Here is a 17,602-nt window from a genome sequence, read left to right on the forward strand (position 1 = left end):
TGATCAGCACGGCCTGCCCCGCGAGTGGCTCGGCGTAGAGTGCGCCGCGCGCACCACGACCACGAATGATCAGCACGGCCTGCCCTGCGGGTGGCTCGGTGTAGGGTGCGCCGTGCGCACCATGACCGTTGGTTGGTTATTCAATAAGCCGCCTGATAGATCGCCAGCGCATCGGCCTCTTTGACTTCGCGGGGATTATTCACCAGCAGGCGCTGTTGCAGCATGGCCTCGCTGGCCAGTTGCGCCAGCATCGCCTCGGGCACGCCGGCATCCCGCAGGCGGCTCGGCAGGCCATGGCGCGCATTGAGCGCGGCCAGTTCGCCGATGAACTGATCGGTCAGGTTCTGCGCACTGCCCGGCTTGAGTTGGCTACCCAGCAGCAACGGCGCCAGTTCGGCGTAAAGCTCGCTGGCGGCCGGAGCGTTGAAGCGCAGCACATGCGGCAGTACCAGGGCGTTGCTCAGGCCATGGGGAATATGAAAGTGCCCGCCCAGTGGATAGGCCAGCGCATGCACCGCCGCCACCGGCGCGTTGGCGAAGGCTTGCCCGGCGAGGCAGGCACCGAGCAGCATGGCTTGGCGCGCGGCGCGGTTCTGGCCGTGGTGGACCGCCTCCTGCAGATTCGCCGCGAGCAGACGCAAGGCCTCGCGGGCCAGCAAGTCGGACAGCGGGTTCTTCTTCAGGGCGCTGGTATAGGACTCGATGGCATGCACCATCGCATCGATGCCGGTGGCGGCGGTGACCGCCGGCGGCAGGCCGAGCGTCAGGTCGGCATCCAGCAGCGCCAGATCCGGCAACAGCAGCGGCGAAACCACGCCCAGCTTGCTGGTTGCGCCGGTGGTGATGATGGCGATCTGGGTGACTTCCGAGCCGGTGCCGGCGGTGGTCGGCACTTGGATCAGCGGCAGGCGCTGGCCCTTGGCGTTGCCGACACCGTAGAGCTCGGGCAAGGCCTGCGCGCATCGTGGATGGGCCAACAGCGCGACCAGCTTGGCCACGTCCATCGAACTGCCGCCACCGAAGCCGACGATCAGCTCGGCCCGCACCTCGCGCGCCTGCCGTACCGCGCTGAGCACTATGGCTTCCGGCGGGTCGGCGACCACCCGATCGAACACCGCGACCGCCACACCTTCGGCGGCGAAGCCGGGCAGCACCTGGTCGAGCAGGCCGAAACGGGAGATGCCCGGATCGGTGACGATCAACACCGACTGCGCCCCGCGCTCCCGGCACAACGCCGCCAGCCGAGGTGCGGAACCGGACTCGCAGATGATCTGCGCGGTGGTGGCGAAACTGAACGGATGCATGGTCGGTTCCTCGTGTGCGGTGTTGTATTTACCCTCTCCCCCGGCCCCCGCTCCGCGCCCCGGCCTGAACGCGGAGCGTTCAGGCGCTCATCGGCACACGAGCCTGTGCGGCTCTAAAAACATGCCTCCTCGCCCCGTAAACGGGAGAGGGGAGCAGAGCGTATTACCCAGCGGCTTTCGCGATCAGCCCCCTCTCCCACTTGTGGGAGAGGGCTGGGGAGAGGGCAAGACTCAAAACGCGAAGTGCGCCTCCGGCATCGCCATCAGGCAATCCGCGCCGCCTTGCAGGGCTTCGCGGTGGCTGCTGACCCGCGGCAGAATCCGTCGAGTGTAGAACGGCGCGCCGTGCAGCTCGCAATGGGCACTGACGTCGAAGAGTTTGTGCAACACGAAGCGCATATCGCGCAGGGGCGCTTGATAGCTCATGCCCGGCCCTCCTTCACGTCGGCAAAGCGTTTGCCGCTGGCGGCCAGTTGTTCGATCAGTTTGGCCGGCTGCCAATGCTCGCCGAAGCGTGCCTGCAAGGCGCGCAGACGCTCGAGCATGGCGCTGGCGCCCTGGCTGTCGGCCCAGCTGATCGGCCCGCCCTTCTCGGCCGGGAAGCCGTAGCCATTGAGGTAGACCAGGTCGATGTCGTGAGCGTTAGCGGCGATGTTCTCTTCGAGGATTTTCGCGCCCTCGTTCACCAGCGCCAGCAGGCAGCGCTCGAGGATTTCCTCGGGGCCGATCTCGCGACGCTGGAAGCCGAGCTGTTCGGATACCCGCAACACCAGCGCGTCCACTTCCGGGTCGTGCTCGGCCTGGCGGCTGCCTTCGGCGTAGCGGTAGTAGCCCAGCCGCGACTTCTGCCCGAAGCGGCCGAGGCCGCAGAGGCGGTTGTCCACCTGCACCGCCGGGTCGTCCTGGCCAAAGCCTGCCAATTCGCGGGCGCGCCATTCGAGGTCGATGCCGACCACGTCGTACATGCGGAACGGCCCCATGGCGAAACCGAAACCCTGCAACGCGGCATCCACCTGCTGCGGGTAGGCGCCTTCGAGCAGCAGCATCCGCGCCTGGCGCACGTAGGTGTGGAGCATGCGGTTGCCGATAAAGCCATGGCAGTTACCCGCCACCACGCTGACTTTGCCCATGCGCTGGCCCAGCTCCAGGGTGGCCGCCAGCACGTCCGGCGCGGTCTTGGCACCACGCACGATTTCCAGCAGCTTCATGATGTGCGCCGGGCTGAAGAAGTGCAGGCCGAGCACCTGCTGCGGACGGGCGGTAACGGCGGCGATGGCGTCGATATCCAGCGCCGAGGTATTGCTGGCGAGGATCGCACCGGCCTTCAGGGTGGCGTCCAGGGTGCGGAAGATCTGCTGCTTGAGTTCGAGGTTCTCGTACACCGCTTCGATCACCAGATCGGCGCCCTTCAACGCCGCATAGTCGGCCACCGGGCTGACGCAGGCACGCCGGGCGGCCGCCTGTTCTTCCGTGATGCGGCCCTGGCGCACGCTATGGGCGTAGGTGTCGGCGACCACGCTCAGCGCCTGTTCCAGCATCTGCGGGTTGTTGTCCAGCCACAGCACCTGAATGCCGGCGTTGGCCAGGCTCATGACGATGCCGCGGCCCATGGTGCCGGCGCCGATCACGGCGGCTTGCTGAATGGTGAAAGCGGACTGGCTCATGGATATCCCTCTGGCTGGCGATAAAAAAGGCGAGCAAAAAATCGCCAGTCACCATAAGCAAGACGCTACTATTTTTGAAATTTAGTCTTGTGATATTTGACATTCGCCAAATGAATATCTCTAACTTCGACCTCAACCTGCTGCGCGTACTCGATGCGCTGCTACGCGAATGCAACGTCTCGCGCGCCGCCGAGCGCCTGGCGCTGAGCCAACCGGCGGTCAGCAACGCCCTGAATCGCCTGCGGCTATTACTCGACGATCCCCTGTTGGTGCGCGTCGGCCGCGCCATGCAACCGACCCCACGGGCGCTGGCCCTGGAGGCACCGATCCGCGCGGCGCTGCAGCAGATCGAGCAGAGCCTCAGCGCCGGCGAGGTGTTCGAGCCAGCCAGCAGCCGTCAGCGCTTCAGCATCGCGGTAACCGATTACGTCGAGCTGATCTGCATGCCGCGCCTGCTCCAACAGCTCAGCCAGCAGGCGCCGGGCATTCGCATCGATATCCGCGACCTGAGCCCGAGCCTGCCCGCCGAGGCCCTGGATAAAGGCGAGCTGGATCTGGTGTTGGGGCGCTTCGAGGAAGTGCCCGCGCGCTTCGCCCGCCGCCACTGGATGAGCGAAACCCTACAACTGGCGCTACGGCAGAGTCATCCGCAGCTACTCGGCGGCAGCCTGGATCTCGACACCTTTCTGCAACTGCGCCACCTCTGGGTGCACGGCGGGCAGACCCGCGGCATGGTCGACCAGTGGCTCGGCGAACAGGGCCTCAGCCGCGAGATTCTCTACACCACGCCGAACTACCTGCAGGCCGCGCATATAGTCGCCAGCAGCGAACTGGCGGCCGTATTGCCGAGCCAACTGGCCCGCCACTTCGCCGCGCTGCTGCCGCTGCAATTGTACGACCTGCCCTTCACCCTCGGCCCCTTCCACCTGGAAATCGTCAGCCTGGCCCAGCGGCAGCGCGATGCCGCGCTGCAATGGCTGATCGAACAAATCATGCTCATCGGCCAAACGCCAAACCCGTAGGAGTGGCCCATGGCCGCGAAAGCGAACCCGCCACCAACTCAAACCCGCCTGATCCACACAGCCTGGAAAGGCCTCCAACTAATGTCCTAAGTCACCTCCCGCCGAATGCTGGCAAACTGTTGCTTAGCGGTTTAACCTCCGGCGGAATGCGAATGGCTGCACAGTTGTGGGTCTGCTGAGAATGCGCCAGCGCAGGCTCGCCAAGGATGGGTGAAAGGAAGCCATGAAGCACCAGGATTGGGAACGTAACAGCCGAGGCGACCGCCTGAGCGCCGACCAGGATGACGCCGCGCCCAGCGTGCAAGCCTGGCTCCGCCAGCGGCAACGGCCACGACGCAGCGCTTTTTGGCGCTTCGCCACTGTGTTTGGCGCACTCACGCTATTCGGCTTCAGCTTCTACCTGCTGGCTGAGCATTCCGGCCTCAACCAACTGATCAGCAGCAAAACCCACGGCCTGCTCAACCCCGCTGCACCCGCCGCCGCTCAAGTGCCCATTACGCCCAGCGAAGCACCTGACCCTTACCGCACTCCCCAGCACTTCGAGCCCATCGCACCCAAGCAACTGACCAGCGCTCCGCTACCCGCAAGCCAGCCACTCGCCGACTGCATCAAGCCCGGCAACGTCATCGACGAAAACGTGGTGCATTGCCGCTATGGCGAACTGCCGCGCGCCAGCCAGACAGCGCCAAGTCAAGGCATGGTTTCGCCGCAGTATTTGGCCCAATACAAGTCAGACCAAGCCACCCGCACTAGCGCCCCCGCTCGGCAAAACGCGGAGAAGGAAGTCAGCCAAGCCTGGATTCGTAAGTGGGACGGCAATGGCCAGTTCCTGGCCGAATGGCACTCCCTCGACAACCGCATCGACAGCACCAGCGTATGCAGCAACCACCGCCGTGGTTCCATCGACTACCGCGAATGCCGCAAGGCGGCCAAGGTGCATTTCAAGAATGAGTGTCGGCGTTGGAAACAGCGTTGGGATAGTGATCGTAAGAATGTAAGTAAGCGGATGGAAGAGCGGTATTGCAGTGCGGCGAATGGGTTTAGTCCGATGGGGTGAGGGGCCCGTGATAGGAGATGGACGCCAAATTCACTACCGGCCTATCTTCCTAGTGTGCTGTTTTCTAAATAACTTACCCTTCCATCTGCATTTCCATCGCCTCGCGTGCTCGCCGGATCTTGCTCAAAATTTCCTCGCCCTTCGCGTTCCAAACGTACCGGGTCGGTCGCGCGTTCCGTAATGCCAGGAAGGTGGTAATCGAGCTTTCCAACTCACGTACGGAGCCGAAGCTGCCGTCGCGCAAGAACACGGTAATGTCCCTGAAAAACCGCTCGACCATGTTCATCCAAGAGCTGGAGGTCGGTGTGAAATGCACATGGAAGCGCTGATGTTTCGCCAGCCAAGCCTTCACCTTTGCGTGCTTGTGTGTCGCATAGTTATCCACGATCAGATGCAACTGGAGGTGCTTGGGGGTTTCCTTGTCAATTTTCTTAAGGAAAGCCAACCACTCCTGATGGCGGTGCTGGCGCTCGATGCTACTGATCAGTTTGCCCTGGAGATAATCCAGTGCTGCGAACAGCGTGACCGTGCCGTGGCGAGTGTAATCATGGGATTTTGTTTGGATATGACCGATTCCCAGAGGCAGCCCAGGCTGTGTGCGTTCCAAGGCTTGCACCTGACTTTTCTCGTCGCAGCAGAGCACCAACGCCTTGTCTGGCGGGGCCAGATACAGGCCAATGACATCCCAGAATTTTTCCTCGAACTGCTGGTCGTTTGACAGTTTGAAGGTACGTGTCAGATGAGGCTTCAAGTCATTGGCCGCCCACAGCTTATGCACGGTGGTCGCTGATATGCCGGCGGCACGGGCCATGCTTCGGCAGCTCCAACGGGGCTCGCCGATACGAGGTTGAGTGACCTGTTCGAGCACGCGGCGGATCGTGTCGGCAGGCAGAGGGGATTTGCGTCCACGGCCAGGCTTGTCGAGCAGGCCTTCCAATCTGAGCGCCTGAAAACGCTGGCACCAGTCGGTGACCGTAGGGCGAGAGAAACCAGTCAATCGTACGATTTCTTCTCGCGTTGATCCTTGCGCTGCTAGCAAGATGACGCGGGCTCGACGACCATCCCGCTGACTGATGGTGGCGGAACGTACGCGACGGCTCAGTTCGGCAAATTCTTCGGGGCTAAGCGTAATATCCAGAGCGCTCACCAGGAACTCTCCAAGGTAGGAATGGCACCTGAAGTGTAGTGCAAGCATGGAGAAATTTATTTCGCGAACAGCACACTAGTGCCTGTCAAAAATCGTGGTCTGTCCTTTTTTGGTTGCAGGCCCATCTAGTGCTAGAAATTGCGAAGAATGATATAGATGGCGGCGGGAGGCGGGCGGGGTTTTGGGTGGGGTGTTATAGAGCGGCTATTTGCTGTTGAGCCCAGCGACTAATCTTGGCGTAGGGATAGGCTCCAAGCGCCGCGAAGCCCGGAATGCCGCGGGCCTTGAGCATGGTAAACAGCGGCAACGCGGGCATCGCAGCGGCGAAAACTGGGCCGTTATTCGGGCTTAGTCCTAGTGGCAAATACCTTATCGCCAATCTCACTAAGCTCACTGGTTCTCGAGAGTTACACTAAGGTCAGCGTTTACCGCAGGGAGGATTCCATCCAATGATGATTAGTGGCACAACCAACCTATCAACCAGCACCCGCGTCGTCCTGCGCGCTGGCGAAGCCGCTAAAGCACCGGATGTACGTGTAATCATGGAGCCGATCAACCAAGCCGTGGATGCCGGCCAACAGTTTGTAGAGACACAGCACAACGCGCAGAGCGCGCGTGAAGCCGCAGCAGCGTATAGGCAGACGCACTGAGCGAAACCAGTTGAACACCCACCTGGCCGTAAGTCAGGACAGCCACAGAGCTGACAAAGACCCGCTCGAACTGGACAGCATGGCGAAACCTACGCCGCACCCTGGAAACCAACCAGGCGGCCAGCAAGTTTGATCAGGCGCCCGTTACACTGCGCCAACCGGCTTAGGCCGTGACGGTTCATGGTGACAACCAGCAGCCTCCTCGGCCCGAACCACGGACGCAGCAGGCTTGATGCCTTCCCAATAAGGCGCCCTCTACCCATGAGTGATCCACAAAAAAGCCGCCAATAGGCGGCTTTTTCACGAGCGGGGTGCGCCTTACAGCTGCGGACCGGCGCTCTTGATGGCGTCAGACACCTCGAACTTCTTGAAGTTTTCGATGAACTGTTGCGCCAGGCCCTTGGCCGCTTCGTCGTAGGCGTTCTGGTCAGCCCAGGTGGTGCGCGGGTTGAGCAGGTTGGTTTCAACGCCCGGCACCGATTTCGGCACGCTCAGGTTGATGATCGGCAGGTGCTCGGTCTCGGTACCGATCAGCGCGCCGCTCTGAATCGCCGCGATCACGCCACGGGTAGTCGGGATGTTGAAGCGCTTGCCGACGCCGTAGCCACCGCCGGTCCAGCCGGTGTTGACCAGGTACACCTTGGAGCCGAAGCCCTTGATGCGCTTGATCAGCAGCTCCGCGTATTCGCCAGCCGGGCGCGGGAAGAAGGGTGCGCCGAAGCAGGTGGAGAAGGTCGACTTGATGCCGCCGCCGGAACCCATTTCGGTGGAGCCGACCAGCGCGGTGTAGCCGGACAGGAAGTGGTAAGCCGCTTGCTCTTCGCTGAGGATCGACACCGGCGGCAGTACGCCAGTCAGGTCGCAGGTCAAGAAGATCACTGCATTCGGCTCACCGCCGAGGTTCTTCTCGGAACGCTTGTCGACCAGTTCGATCGGGTAAGCCGCACGGCTGTTCTGGGTCAGGCTGTCGTCGGCGTAGTTGGGCAGACGGGTAACCGGGTCGAGCACGACGTTTTCCAGCACCGCGCCGAACTGGATGGCTTTCCAGATCACCGGCTCGTTCTTCTCGGACAGGTCGATGCACTTGGCGTAGCAGCCGCCTTCGATGTTGAACACGCTGCCAACACCCCAGCCGTGTTCGTCGTCGCCGATCAGGTAACGGCTTTCGTCCGCCGACAGGGTGGTTTTGCCGGTGCCGGACAGGCCGAAGAACAGCGTGACGTCGCCTTCTTCGCCGATGTTGGCGGCGCAGTGCATCGGCAGTACGTCGACGGCCGGCAGCAGGAAGTTCTGCACCGAGAACATGGCTTTCTTCATTTCACCGGCGTAGCGCATGCCGGCGATCAGCACTTTCTTGGCGGCGAAGTTGAGGATCACGCAACCGTCGGAGTTGGTGCCGTCACGCTCGGGCACGCACTCGAAATCCGGCACATTGAGGATCTGCCATTCTTGCTTGGCGCTCGGGTTGTACTGCTGCGGGTTGATGAACAGGCAACGGCCGAACAGGTTGTGCCAAGCGGTGCCGGTGGTCATCTTGACCGCCAGGTAGTGCTCGGAATCGGCGCCTACATGGACGTGGGAAACGAAACGCTCACGCTCGCCGATGAAGGCTTCGACGCGCTCCCACAGGGCAGCGAACTTGTCGGCCGGGAACTTGCGGTTGATCGGGCCCCAGGCGATGGCCGCTTGAGTGCTCGGCTCTTCGACGATGAAACGGTCAACTGGCGAGCGGCCGGTACGGTGGCCGGTACGAACGACCAGCGAGCCGTTGGCGGCAAGTTCGCCTTCACCACGACGGATGGCCTCTTCGACCAATTGTGCGGCGCTAATGTCGGTGTACACGGCGGTGTTGGCTTGCGTCATGTGGGGTCCCCGTCGGCCTAGGGCCGAGCCTCCAAACGTTTTGTAGTAAAAGCGAAAGCACTACTACATCGAAAAAAGTGCGCCGGATTATGCCAGAAAAGCACAAGCCGAGTGCAGCCTCTGATCAGATCACTGGGCGGTTAGCGCCCGCCCGCGCTTAGAGCCGGCACAATATCTGCCTGCGTTTGCACATGCTGCGTTGAAAACGAACTCAAAATGCTCATTTACCACGCGTAAACTCGGCTCGGGCATCCTGCTTCGCTCTAACTCCTGTATCCATGCAGTCGTGCGCTTTTTCGCCCGCTTGACTCGCTACGCTCGCCCTGCGGGCCAGCCTTCGGCTGTTACTCCGCTTCGCTGCGTTGCGCCTTGTGACCCACATGGATGTGGGGAATGCCGCTACCCGTAGGGAACGGGTGCGGCCCTGACCGGCGCTCGACTAGATCTTGAACAGGTTCTAGTGCCGGGTATCGGACGGCGTCTGCACGCCGCCACCGGCGAACAATTGCGCGACGTCGGCAGCATCAAATGAATAACGCTGATTGCAAAACTGGCAGTCGATCACCACGGTGCCGTCGTGTTCGCGCAGCAGTTGCTCGGCATCCTGCTGACCGAGGCTAACCAGGGCGTTGGCCGAGCGGTCACGCGAGCAACTGCAACGAAACTTCAGCGCCTGCGGGTCGAACAAGCGTAGCGCTTCTTCGTGATAGAGGCGGTGCAGCAAGGTTTCATTGTCCAACCCGAGCTGTTCTTCGGCGCTCAAGGTATCGGCCAGGACAGTCACATGCTGCCAGCTGGCGGCGCGCGCCTCCGCGTCTTTAATCCGCTCGGCCGGCAACTGCTGCAGCAACATACCGCGGGCGCGCCGACCATCGGCATTCAGCCAGAAGCGCGTCGGCAACTGCTCCGAAGAAGCAAAGTAGTCGGATAAGCAAGCGGACAGGTTGATCCCATCGAGCGCCACAATGCCCTGGTAACGCTGCCCGTTACGCGGGTCGACGGTCAAGGTCAGCATGCCTTCGGGCATCAGTTCGCGCAGACCGGCGTCGGCCGCCACCTGATGGCCGTGGTAGCGGGCGATGCCACGCAGTTCGCGCTCGCTGGAGCATTCGACCATCAGCAAGGGTACCGCACCGGAGGAGCGCGCCTGCAAGATCAGCAAGCCCTCGAACTTCAAGGTGCCAACCAAAAGCGCCGCCGCCGCCAGCATTTCACCGAGCAACTGCGCGACCGGTTCGGGATAAGGGTGTTTGGCCAGCACATGGGTGTAGCTCTCGCCGAGGGCGACCAGCTCACCGCGCACATCGCTGTCGTCGAAGAGGAAACGTTGGGAAAAGTCAGACATGCCAAATTCGCTGAGTGTGGCCAGGGTTGGCGATTTTAGGCGCAAACCCACAGCCGACCAAGCGCCTCTTATCTATCGACTCGGCTGGCAGCCTCTATTGATCCTGATGGCCACGAAACTGGTGGAGTTGGCGGCGCTGCTTCTTGCTCGGCCGACCATCGGTTTCCACACCAAGGGCGCCGGCCTTGCGCTGCTGGGCGGCGTGTTCACGGCGGACGATGCTCTCGGCCGTTTCCGCATACAGCGCCTGCGCCTCGGGCGCGCCACGGCGCACCGCCGACAGCGCCTGCACGACCACCGTGCGCTCATCGAAACCGCTGCGAATCAGCAATTCATCACCGATCCGCGGCTCCTTACTCGGCTTACAGCGCTCGCCACGGCAATGCACCTTGCCGCCCTCGATAGCCGCCTTAGCCAAGGCGCGGGTCTTATAGAAACGCGCGGCCCAGAGCCACTTGTCCAGGCGTACCTTGTCGTCATCTTTTTCGTTCATCGGTGTCCTCTTGGCTTCTGTAGGCTGCGCTTACTGGCGGTCGCGCGATCGGCGCACTCTAACCAATCATCGGCAGATGCGGTTGTCATACGGCCCGGCTAGTGTGCTGTCTGGGAAATACGCTCAAGAATTGGCGAGTGGATTTTGTTGCCAGACAAGGCGCCGCGACGAGTCATAGCCCAGCTATGGTGAGGAGCTGCAACGCGGTATGGCGGCAAAAGACGCCGGCAAAATTGGGCAGTTATTTTTCAGACAGCACACTAAAATGCCGACACGCCTTTCGGAAAGCCGCATTTGAAGACCTTTGACCAACTCAGTGTAATTGGCCTGCGCGAATGGATCGCTCTGCCCGATCTCGGGGTGGCGGGCTTGCGGGCGAAGATCGATACCGGCGCCAGCACTTCTACTCTGCATGCCACCGAGATAGTGCCGTTCGAGCGCAATGGCGACAGCTGGGTACGCTTTACCGCCCACCTCGGCACCCTGGTACAGCTGCGCCACCGCCGCTGCGAGGCGCCACTGGTGGCGGTGAAAACGATCAAAAGTTCCAACGGTCAGACCCAGAGCCGTTATGTGATCCGCACCAGCCTGGCGCTGGGTGATCGGGTGTGGCCGGTCGAATTCACCCTGGCCTGCCGCAAAGCCATGCGCTATCGCTTGTTGCTCGGCTCCAATGCCTTGGTTGACGGCCAGTTGGTGGTCAACCCGGCGCTTTCCTATATCCAAGATAAGCCGGCGTTCCCGGCCTTTTCCTCTTCCGTCACAGGTGTCGCATGAAGATCGCCGTGCTGTCGCGTAACCCGCGTCTGTATTCCACCCGTCGTTTGGTCGAAGCTGGCGAGCAGCGTGGCCATGAGATGGTGGTGATCGACACCCTGCGCGCCTATATGAACATCGCCAGTCACAAGCCACAGATCCATTACCGCGGCAAACCGCTGGAAGGCTTCGACGCGGTGATCCCGCGGATCGGCGCCTCGGTCACCTTCTATGGCTGCGCGGTATTGCGCCAGTTCGAGATGATGGGCGTGTTCCCGCTCAACGAGTCGGTGGCCATCGCCCGCTCGCGGGACAAGCTGCGCTCGCTACAACTGCTGTCGCGGCGCGGCATCGGCCTGCCGGTGACCGGCTTCGCCCACTCGCCGGACGATATCGCCGACCTGATCCAGATGGTCAACGGCGCGCCGCTGGTGATCAAGGTGCTGGAGGGCACCCAGGGCATCGGCGTGGTGCTGTGCGAAACGTCGACGGCGGCCGAGTCGGTGATCGAGGCCTTTATGGGCCTGAAGCAGGACATCATGGTGCAGGAGTACATCAAGGAAGCCGGCGGCGCGGATATCCGCTGCTTCGTGGTCGGCGGCAAGGTGATCGCCGCCATGAAGCGTCAGGCCAAGGCCGGCGAGTTCCGCTCCAACCTGCACCGCGGCGGCACCGCCAGCCTGATCAAAATCACCCCGGAAGAACGCATGACCGCCATTCGCGCGGCCAAGGTCATGGGCCTGAGCGTGGCCGGCGTCGATATCCTGCGCTCCAACCACGGCCCGCTGGTCATGGAGGTGAACTCCTCGCCGGGGCTGGAAGGCATCGAAGTCACCACCTGTAAGGATGTTGCCAGCATGATCATCCAGTACCTGGAAACCAACGGCGGCCCACACCTGACCCGCACCAAAGGCAAGGGCTGAGGCGCAGCCAAGCACGAACAGACCGTAGGCTGGGTAGAGCCGGGCGAAACCCAGCCTACGAATACTGCGGGCCCGCCTTCAACGCTCGGCCAGCCACCGGAGAAACGCCGCTTCGCCGAGTGGCGGACTGAAGTAGTAACCCTGGCCCAGCGAGCAGCCATGTGCGCGCAGACTATCGAACTGCGCCTGGTTTTCGATCCCTTCGGCGACACATTCCAGACCGAGGTTACGGGCGATCACCAGGATGGTCTCGACCAGCATCAGCCCACTGGCCTCGACTTCCAGATCCTTGATAAAGCTGCGGTCGATCTTCAAGCGGTCCAGCGGCAAACGTTTGAGATAGGTCAACGAGGAATAGCCGGTGCCGAAATCGTCAAGCGCGAAGCGCACCCCCAGCCGCTTCAGCGCCTGCATGGCGGCGATACATTGATCGACGTCCTCCAACAGCACCCCTTCGGTGATTTCCAGCTCCAGCACGCTGGCCGGCAGCCCGTGACGTTGCAGGCAGGCACTGACCCGCCGCACCAGATCGAACTGACGCAACTCATAGGGGCTGAGATTGACCGCCAGCATCAGCTGTGGCCAGCGCCAATGCCAGCGCCCCAGTGCCGCGCAGGCCTGCTCCAGCACCCAGACGCCGAGGTCCTGAATCAGGCCGGTTTCTTCCGCCAGCGGAATGAACTGCTCGGGTGAGATCTCGCCGCGCTCTGGGTGCGTCCAACGCAGCAACACCTCGGCGCCGGCCACCCGACCGTTGGCCAGTGCCAGCTGCGGCTGAAACATCAAGTGCAGCTGGCCACGGGCGATGGCCTGGCGCAGCTCGTTTTGCAGCTGCAGGCGTTGATCGATCACCGCCTGCATGGCCGGAGCAAAGAAATGCAGGGCGTTGCGGCCGCCCTGCTTGGCCCGGTACATCGCCGTATCCGCCTGCTTCAGCACGTCCGCGGCGCCCTGCGCGCCGAACGGATGCAAGGCGATGCCCATACTGGCGCTGACCGACAGCTCATGGCCGTCGAGCTGGTAACTGCCGAGCAGGCTCTGCAGCAGTTTCTCGCCGACCTCCGCAGCATGCTCGCCGGCCACTTCCGGGCTATCGCCAAGGGCTTCGAGGAGCACGACGAATTCATCGCCACCGAGCCGGGCCAAGGTATCTTCCGCCCGCAGACAACCGGCCAAGCGCGCGGTGACTGCACGCAACAGGGCATCGCCAACCGGATGGCCGAGGCTGTCGTTGACCGTTTTGAAGTGATCCAGGTCGATAAACAGCAGCGCGCCGAAACAGCCGTCGCGCAACTCGCGGGTCATCGCATGCTGCAGACGGTCGAGCAGCAGGCGGCGATTGGGTAGGCCGGTCAAGTCGTCACTGTAGGCCAGCCGCTCGATCTCGCGCTGATAGCGCTGGCGCTCGGAGATATCGGTGATGCTGCCGCGAATCAGCTGCTGCTCGCCCGGCAGACGGACTAGCCGCACCTCACAGGGCAGCAGGCGCCCGGCGCTGTCGCGGTGCAGCCACTCGAAGACCGGGGTCGCCCCGTCCAGCGCCGCCACTATGTATTCGTTGCCGGCCTGCGCCGAGGTCCGGCCATCCGCCTGACGCAGCGGGCTCAGCTCGATCGTGCTCTTGCCGAGCAACTCGGTGCGATTGAGCTTGAACAGCCGCGCGGCGTTTTCATTGGCATCCAGCATGCCGCCCTCGGCGGTGAACAACACTATGGCTTCCGGGGCGTGCTCGACCAACGCGCGGTAGCGCGCCTCCGCCTCATGGCGCGCGGTGATGTCCTCGATCAGGGCCAGGCAGGCCTCCAGACGCCCTTGCGCATCACGCACCGCCCGCAGGCTGATACGGGTATAGATGACGCTACCGTCTGCCCGCAGAAAGCGCTTATCCAGCTCGTAATCATCGCGGCGGCCGGCTCTGACCGCCTCGAACAACGGCGCCTCCACCGCTAAATCGTACGGATGGGTAATCGCCACCCAAGAACCGGAGCGCAGCTCCTCGCGGCTGCGCCCGAGTACTTGGCAAAGCTTGGCGTTGACCTCCAGCCACCCGCGCTGCGGACTGATCATGGCCATGCCGATCAGCGGCGCTTCAAAGAACAGCCGCAGCCACTCATCGCGCTCGCGCAACTGCTGCTCGGCGCGCTTACGGGCGGTGAGATCCTGGATCGCGCCATAGATGCGGATGACCCGCCCGTCATCCCGCTCGGCCAGCCCCTTGATCCGCAGCCAGCGGTTGTTGCCTCGGGCGGTGAGCGAGCGCACCTCGATGTCGAACGGTTCAGCGAACTCCAGCACCTCGGCCAGGGTCTTCTGCATCAGGGCGACGCTCTCTTCATCGAAATAACCCAGGGTCTGCTTGAGCGTCGGCGGCGCCCCGGACGGGTCGAGCTCATAGATGCGAAAGCTGCCCTCACTCCAGAACATGGTGAAACTCGGCACCTCCAGCACCCAGCCGCCGATATCGGCGATGGCCTCGGTTTGCGAGAGCAAATGCGCTTGGCGCAACAACTCCTCGCGCCGCGTCGCCAGCTCCACCGCCAGCCGCTCACGGGCGCTGACATCGTTTTGCAGGGCGACGTAATGGCTGATGCCTTGCTCATCACACATCGGCGCCAGGGTGACCTCGTTCCAAAACTGGCTGCCATTCTTGCGGTAGTTCCGCAGCACCACCTGGCACGACTCGCCGCGCTGCAAGGCCACGCGCATGCGCTGCAGCTCGGCTTGGTTACGGTCGTCATTCTGCAGGAAACGGCTATTGCGCCCGAGAATCTCCTCGCGGGAATAACCGCTCATGCGCTCAAACACCGGATTGCAGTAGATCAGCGGCAGATCGGCCTGACGCGCATCGGCGATGCTGATGCCGAGCGGGCTGGCCTGCAGTGCCAGGTTGGCCAGCGCCAGTTGCTGCTGCATCTGCGCGCTGCGGCTGAGCGCCAGACGCAGGTCACTCAGGCTGCGGCCAACCAGCAAGGTGGCGAACATCAACAGCAGCACGCTTAGGTGCAGCTCTCTGAGCCGAGGGGCGGACGACTCGGGCACCTCGATATAACCGTACGCCAGCGGCAACGCGAGAATCATCAGACCGCTCAGCGCCGCGCCGCAGAGCGCGCCCGGAAAGCCCCAGAGCATCGCCAGGCTGAGCATGGCCAGGCCCAGCAACGGCAAGGTCAGGGGCAGTGGCAACACACCCAGCAGCCAGGGCAGGCCAAACAACAGCGCCACTAACAGCGGCCACGGCGGTAAGCGCCGCAGCGGTTCGGCCAACGGCGGCGCACTGCTGCCCGGCGGCGACAGCACCCAGCCCCGGCGGCGCAACAACAGGGTGGCATAGGTCAGCAAAGGCGTGGCGATCACCAGCGTGCTCAAGCCGTAGGCCAGCCACAGGCTCAAGCTGGCGACCGCCCAGTTGGCCGCCGTCACGTGCCCCGTCAGCAACAGCGCGCCTTGCCCAGTGATGGCCAGGAGGGTCACCGGCACCAGCACGCCCAGCAGCATAAAGCGCAATAAATGGCCGAGATCGGGGAGCGCCACATCGAAGTCGCGGCGCCGCAGCAGCAACCACGCCAGGCCAATGCAAAGGGTTTCTGGTAGCGCGTACAGCGGACCCCAGTGCCAGTCCAGAGCCCACAGCGGCGTGCTCAGCCAGGCATTCAGGTAAAGCGCCGGCAGTACCCGCGGCCCCCACCAGAAGGTGAACACCAGGCCCAGAGCAAACGGCAGATACCAGGGCGCCATCCCCTCACTGAACTGGGTGGAGAGCGATAACCAGGTCGCCAGATGGAGCAGCGGCAGCGGTAGCCACCAGGTCCATGTGGGTAGGCCCTTGAATTTGGCGAGCATGCTGACCTCGTGCCAATACGCTGAAGTAGCATAGATCAGCACTGCTGCGCCCGTTGCGCAGATTAAATGGCTTTATCCGAGTCAGCTGTTGCAGGGGGAGCATTGGAAATGCGCAAACCCGTAGGCTGGGTAGAACGCAGTGAAACCCAGCTAGACCCTTTGCTGGGTTTCGCCGGAAAACGGCTCTACCCAGCCTACATCAGCCCCCCCTCAGCCAATCAAGCCGCGTCGCGCGGCAACAACAGCCCCAACGGCAAGCACAGCCGCGCTTCCAGCCCGCCACCCGAACGGTTGCGCAACTCGACGCTGCCGCCGTGCTGGGCGGCGATGCGTTTGACAATCGCCAGGCCGAGGCCGGTGCCCTTACCGCCGCGTGCGCGGTCGCCGCGAATGAAGGGATTGAAGATATCGTCCAGCTCCGCCGGATCGATCCCATGGCCACGATCCAGCACGCTGAGCACCACATAGGGCGCGCCCTGATCCCCGGACACGTAAGCCGCCACTTCCACGGCATTGCCGCCGTGGTGCAAGGCATTCTCGATCAGGTTGTTCAGCAGGCGCTTGATCGACACCCGGCGCAGCGGGAAGGGCGGCACCGGTTCGAGGCACAGGCGCACCCGCTCCCGGTCATGATTGAAGGGTGCCACGACCTCGCGCACCAACTCGGCGAGTTCCACCTCTTCCAGCCGCTCATCACGACCGTCGCGGATAAAGGCGAGGAACTGATCGAGGATCGCGTCCATGTCCTCGATGTCGCGCACCATATCTTCGACCAGCTCGGCGTCGCTGTTCAGCAGCTCCAGCGCCAAGCGCAGGCGGGTCAGCGGCGTACGCAGATCATGGGAAACCCCGGCGAGCATCAACTCACGTTCGCGGGCGGCTTGCTCGACGCCCTCGGCCATCTGGTTAAAAGCGCGATACACCTCGGTCATCTCGCTCGGCGTGTCGCTGCTCGGCAGGCGCACGCTGCGCCCCTGGCCGAGTTGGCGGGCCGCGAACACCAGTTGTTTGAGCGGCTGATTGAGCTGGCGCACGAAGATCCAGGCGGCCGCCGTCGACAACAGGCCAATGGCCAGGAACCAACCGAGCACGCTCCAGATCTTCTGCCCGCGCAACGGATGCGGGTACAGCGGCACCTCGACCCAACCGTCACCGAGGTTAGGTGCCCGCACCCACAGCGCGGAAGGTTGATGCACGCGCAGGCGCACTTCGGTATCCGGGCCCAGTTCCATGCGCATCTGCCGCTGGAAGATCCCGGTGTAGGGCCAGTGCTGCTCACCCGGCGGCGCCGCGGCGTCCGGCGTCCAGCGCAGACCGGCGGCCTTGGCGACCAGCGGGCGCGACACCGCGTCGGTCGCCCAGTAGGCGCGCAGGGTCAGCGCCGCGCCGTGGCTGTATTGGCGGTCGACCAGCACGTCCTCGTTCATCATCAGATAAACCAGGGTCAGCGCCTTGGAGAACAGCACCACCCCCAGCACCAGCCAGAGCGTGCGGGCGAAGAAGCTTTGCGGGAACCACAGCGGGGTTTTCATCGGGCA

General features: G+C 63.1%; 13 protein-coding genes. 4 read left to right on the forward strand and 9 right to left on the reverse strand.

Annotated features, from left to right (window positions below; translation table 11 throughout):
• Positions 1-140: 140 nt before the first annotated feature.
• The 3 genes from FFS12_RS08120 to FFS12_RS08130 all read right to left on the reverse strand — a co-directional run bounded on the left by FFS12_RS08120 (position 141) and on the right by FFS12_RS08130 (position 2,968).
• Entirely contained in the window at positions 141-1,304 is a 1,164-nt protein-coding gene (locus tag FFS12_RS08120) for an iron-containing alcohol dehydrogenase (protein ID WP_137886382.1), read from the reverse strand.
• Positions 1,305-1,535: 231 nt separating this feature from the next.
• Complete coding sequence (locus tag FFS12_RS20435; protein WP_137886383.1) at positions 1,536-1,730, reverse strand: acyl-CoA dehydrogenase N-terminal domain-containing protein; 195 nt, start codon at positions 1,728-1,730, stop codon at positions 1,536-1,538.
• Positions 1,727-2,968 carry a 3-hydroxyacyl-CoA dehydrogenase gene (locus FFS12_RS08130; protein ID WP_137886384.1) on the reverse strand — a complete coding sequence of 414 codons (1,242 nt, stop codon included), beginning with the start codon at positions 2,966-2,968 and terminating at the stop codon, positions 1,727-1,729. Before FFS12_RS08130 ends, FFS12_RS20435 begins: the two co-directional genes overlap by 4 nt.
• A 110-nt stretch (positions 2,969-3,078) precedes the next feature.
• Here FFS12_RS08130 and FFS12_RS08135 point away from each other — a divergent pair, with 110 nt between their 5' ends.
• Together FFS12_RS08135 and FFS12_RS08140 are read left to right on the forward strand one after the other, a co-directional pair.
• A complete protein-coding gene (locus FFS12_RS08135) occupies positions 3,079-3,990 on the forward strand; it encodes a LysR substrate-binding domain-containing protein (RefSeq protein WP_137886385.1) in 912 nt (303 codons plus the stop codon).
• Between the two features lie 223 nt (positions 3,991-4,213).
• Complete coding sequence (locus FFS12_RS08140) at positions 4,214-5,047, forward strand: hypothetical protein (RefSeq protein WP_137886386.1); 834 nt, start codon at positions 4,214-4,216, stop codon at positions 5,045-5,047.
• Between the two features lie 73 nt (positions 5,048-5,120).
• On the opposite strand, the gene FFS12_RS08145 is transcribed toward FFS12_RS08140, so the two are convergent.
• The 4 genes from FFS12_RS08145 to FFS12_RS08160 form a co-directional block, all read right to left on the reverse strand.
• The gene (locus FFS12_RS08145; protein ID WP_137886387.1) at positions 5,121-6,194 is read right to left on the reverse strand and encodes an IS630 family transposase; all 1,074 of its coding nucleotides are present in this window, start codon (positions 6,192-6,194) and stop codon (positions 5,121-5,123) included.
• Between the two features lie 968 nt (positions 6,195-7,162).
• The gene (locus FFS12_RS08150) at positions 7,163-8,707 is read right to left on the reverse strand and encodes a phosphoenolpyruvate carboxykinase (protein ID WP_137886388.1); all 1,545 of its coding nucleotides are present in this window, start codon (positions 8,705-8,707) and stop codon (positions 7,163-7,165) included.
• A 457-nt stretch (positions 8,708-9,164) separates the two neighbouring features.
• Positions 9,165-10,052 carry an Hsp33 family molecular chaperone HslO gene (gene hslO, locus FFS12_RS08155; RefSeq protein WP_137886389.1) on the reverse strand — a complete coding sequence of 296 codons (888 nt, stop codon included), beginning with the start codon at positions 10,050-10,052 and terminating at the stop codon, positions 9,165-9,167.
• A gap of 94 nt (positions 10,053-10,146) precedes the next feature.
• Positions 10,147-10,545, reverse strand: a complete 399-nt coding sequence (locus tag FFS12_RS08160; RefSeq protein ID WP_137886390.1) for an RNA-binding S4 domain-containing protein — start codon at positions 10,543-10,545, stop codon at positions 10,147-10,149.
• 360 nt (positions 10,546-10,905) lie between these two features.
• Between FFS12_RS08160 and FFS12_RS08165 the strand changes: the two genes are divergently transcribed.
• Together FFS12_RS08165 and rimK are read left to right on the forward strand one after the other, a co-directional pair.
• Positions 10,906-11,322: an ATP-dependent zinc protease gene (locus tag FFS12_RS08165; protein ID WP_372239455.1), complete on the forward strand. Its 417-nt coding sequence runs from the start codon at positions 10,906-10,908 to the stop codon at positions 11,320-11,322.
• Entirely contained in the window at positions 11,319-12,224 is a 906-nt protein-coding gene (gene rimK, locus FFS12_RS08170; protein ID WP_137818961.1) for a 30S ribosomal protein S6--L-glutamate ligase, read from the forward strand. Before FFS12_RS08165 ends, rimK begins: the two co-directional genes overlap by 4 nt.
• A 78-nt stretch (positions 12,225-12,302) precedes the next feature.
• Here the strand turns inward: rimK and FFS12_RS08175 are convergent, their stop codons facing one another.
• Complete coding sequence (locus tag FFS12_RS08175; RefSeq protein WP_137886392.1) at positions 12,303-16,064, reverse strand: EAL domain-containing protein; 3,762 nt, start codon at positions 16,062-16,064, stop codon at positions 12,303-12,305.
• Between the two features lie 218 nt (positions 16,065-16,282).
• A complete protein-coding gene (locus FFS12_RS08180; RefSeq protein ID WP_137886393.1) occupies positions 16,283-17,596 on the reverse strand; it encodes an ATP-binding protein in 1,314 nt (437 codons plus the stop codon).
• Between the last annotated feature and the right edge of the window lie 6 nt (positions 17,597-17,602).

The organism is Pseudomonas sp. 2FE (genome assembly GCF_005503735.1).
Lineage (GTDB): Bacteria > Pseudomonadota > Gammaproteobacteria > Pseudomonadales > Pseudomonadaceae > Aquipseudomonas.

Excerpts from the sequence above, each read along its gene's own strand:
- hslO (WP_137886389.1), bottom strand. The coding sequence starts at position 10,052 with ATGTCTGACTTTTCCCAACGTTTCCTCTTCGACGACAGCGATGTGCGC.
- rimK (WP_137818961.1), top strand. The coding sequence starts at position 11,319 with ATGAAGATCGCCGTGCTGTCGCGTAACCCGCGTCTGTATTCCACCCGT.
- FFS12_RS08120 (WP_137886382.1), bottom strand. The coding sequence starts at position 1,304 with ATGCATCCGTTCAGTTTCGCCACCACCGCGCAGATCATCTGCGAGTCC.
- FFS12_RS08135 (WP_137886385.1), top strand. The coding sequence starts at position 3,079 with ATGAATATCTCTAACTTCGACCTCAACCTGCTGCGCGTACTCGATGCG.
- FFS12_RS08150 (WP_137886388.1), bottom strand. The coding sequence starts at position 8,707 with ATGACGCAAGCCAACACCGCCGTGTACACCGACATTAGCGCCGCACAA.
- FFS12_RS20435 (WP_137886383.1), bottom strand. The coding sequence starts at position 1,730 with ATGAGCTATCAAGCGCCCCTGCGCGATATGCGCTTCGTGTTGCACAAA.
- FFS12_RS08140 (WP_137886386.1), top strand. The coding sequence starts at position 4,214 with ATGAAGCACCAGGATTGGGAACGTAACAGCCGAGGCGACCGCCTGAGC.
- FFS12_RS08175 (WP_137886392.1), bottom strand. The coding sequence starts at position 16,064 with ATGCTCGCCAAATTCAAGGGCCTACCCACATGGACCTGGTGGCTACCG.
- FFS12_RS08160 (WP_137886390.1), bottom strand. The coding sequence starts at position 10,545 with ATGAACGAAAAAGATGACGACAAGGTACGCCTGGACAAGTGGCTCTGG.
- FFS12_RS08180 (WP_137886393.1), bottom strand. The coding sequence starts at position 17,596 with ATGAAAACCCCGCTGTGGTTCCCGCAAAGCTTCTTCGCCCGCACGCTC.
- FFS12_RS08130 (WP_137886384.1), bottom strand. The coding sequence starts at position 2,968 with ATGAGCCAGTCCGCTTTCACCATTCAGCAAGCCGCCGTGATCGGCGCC.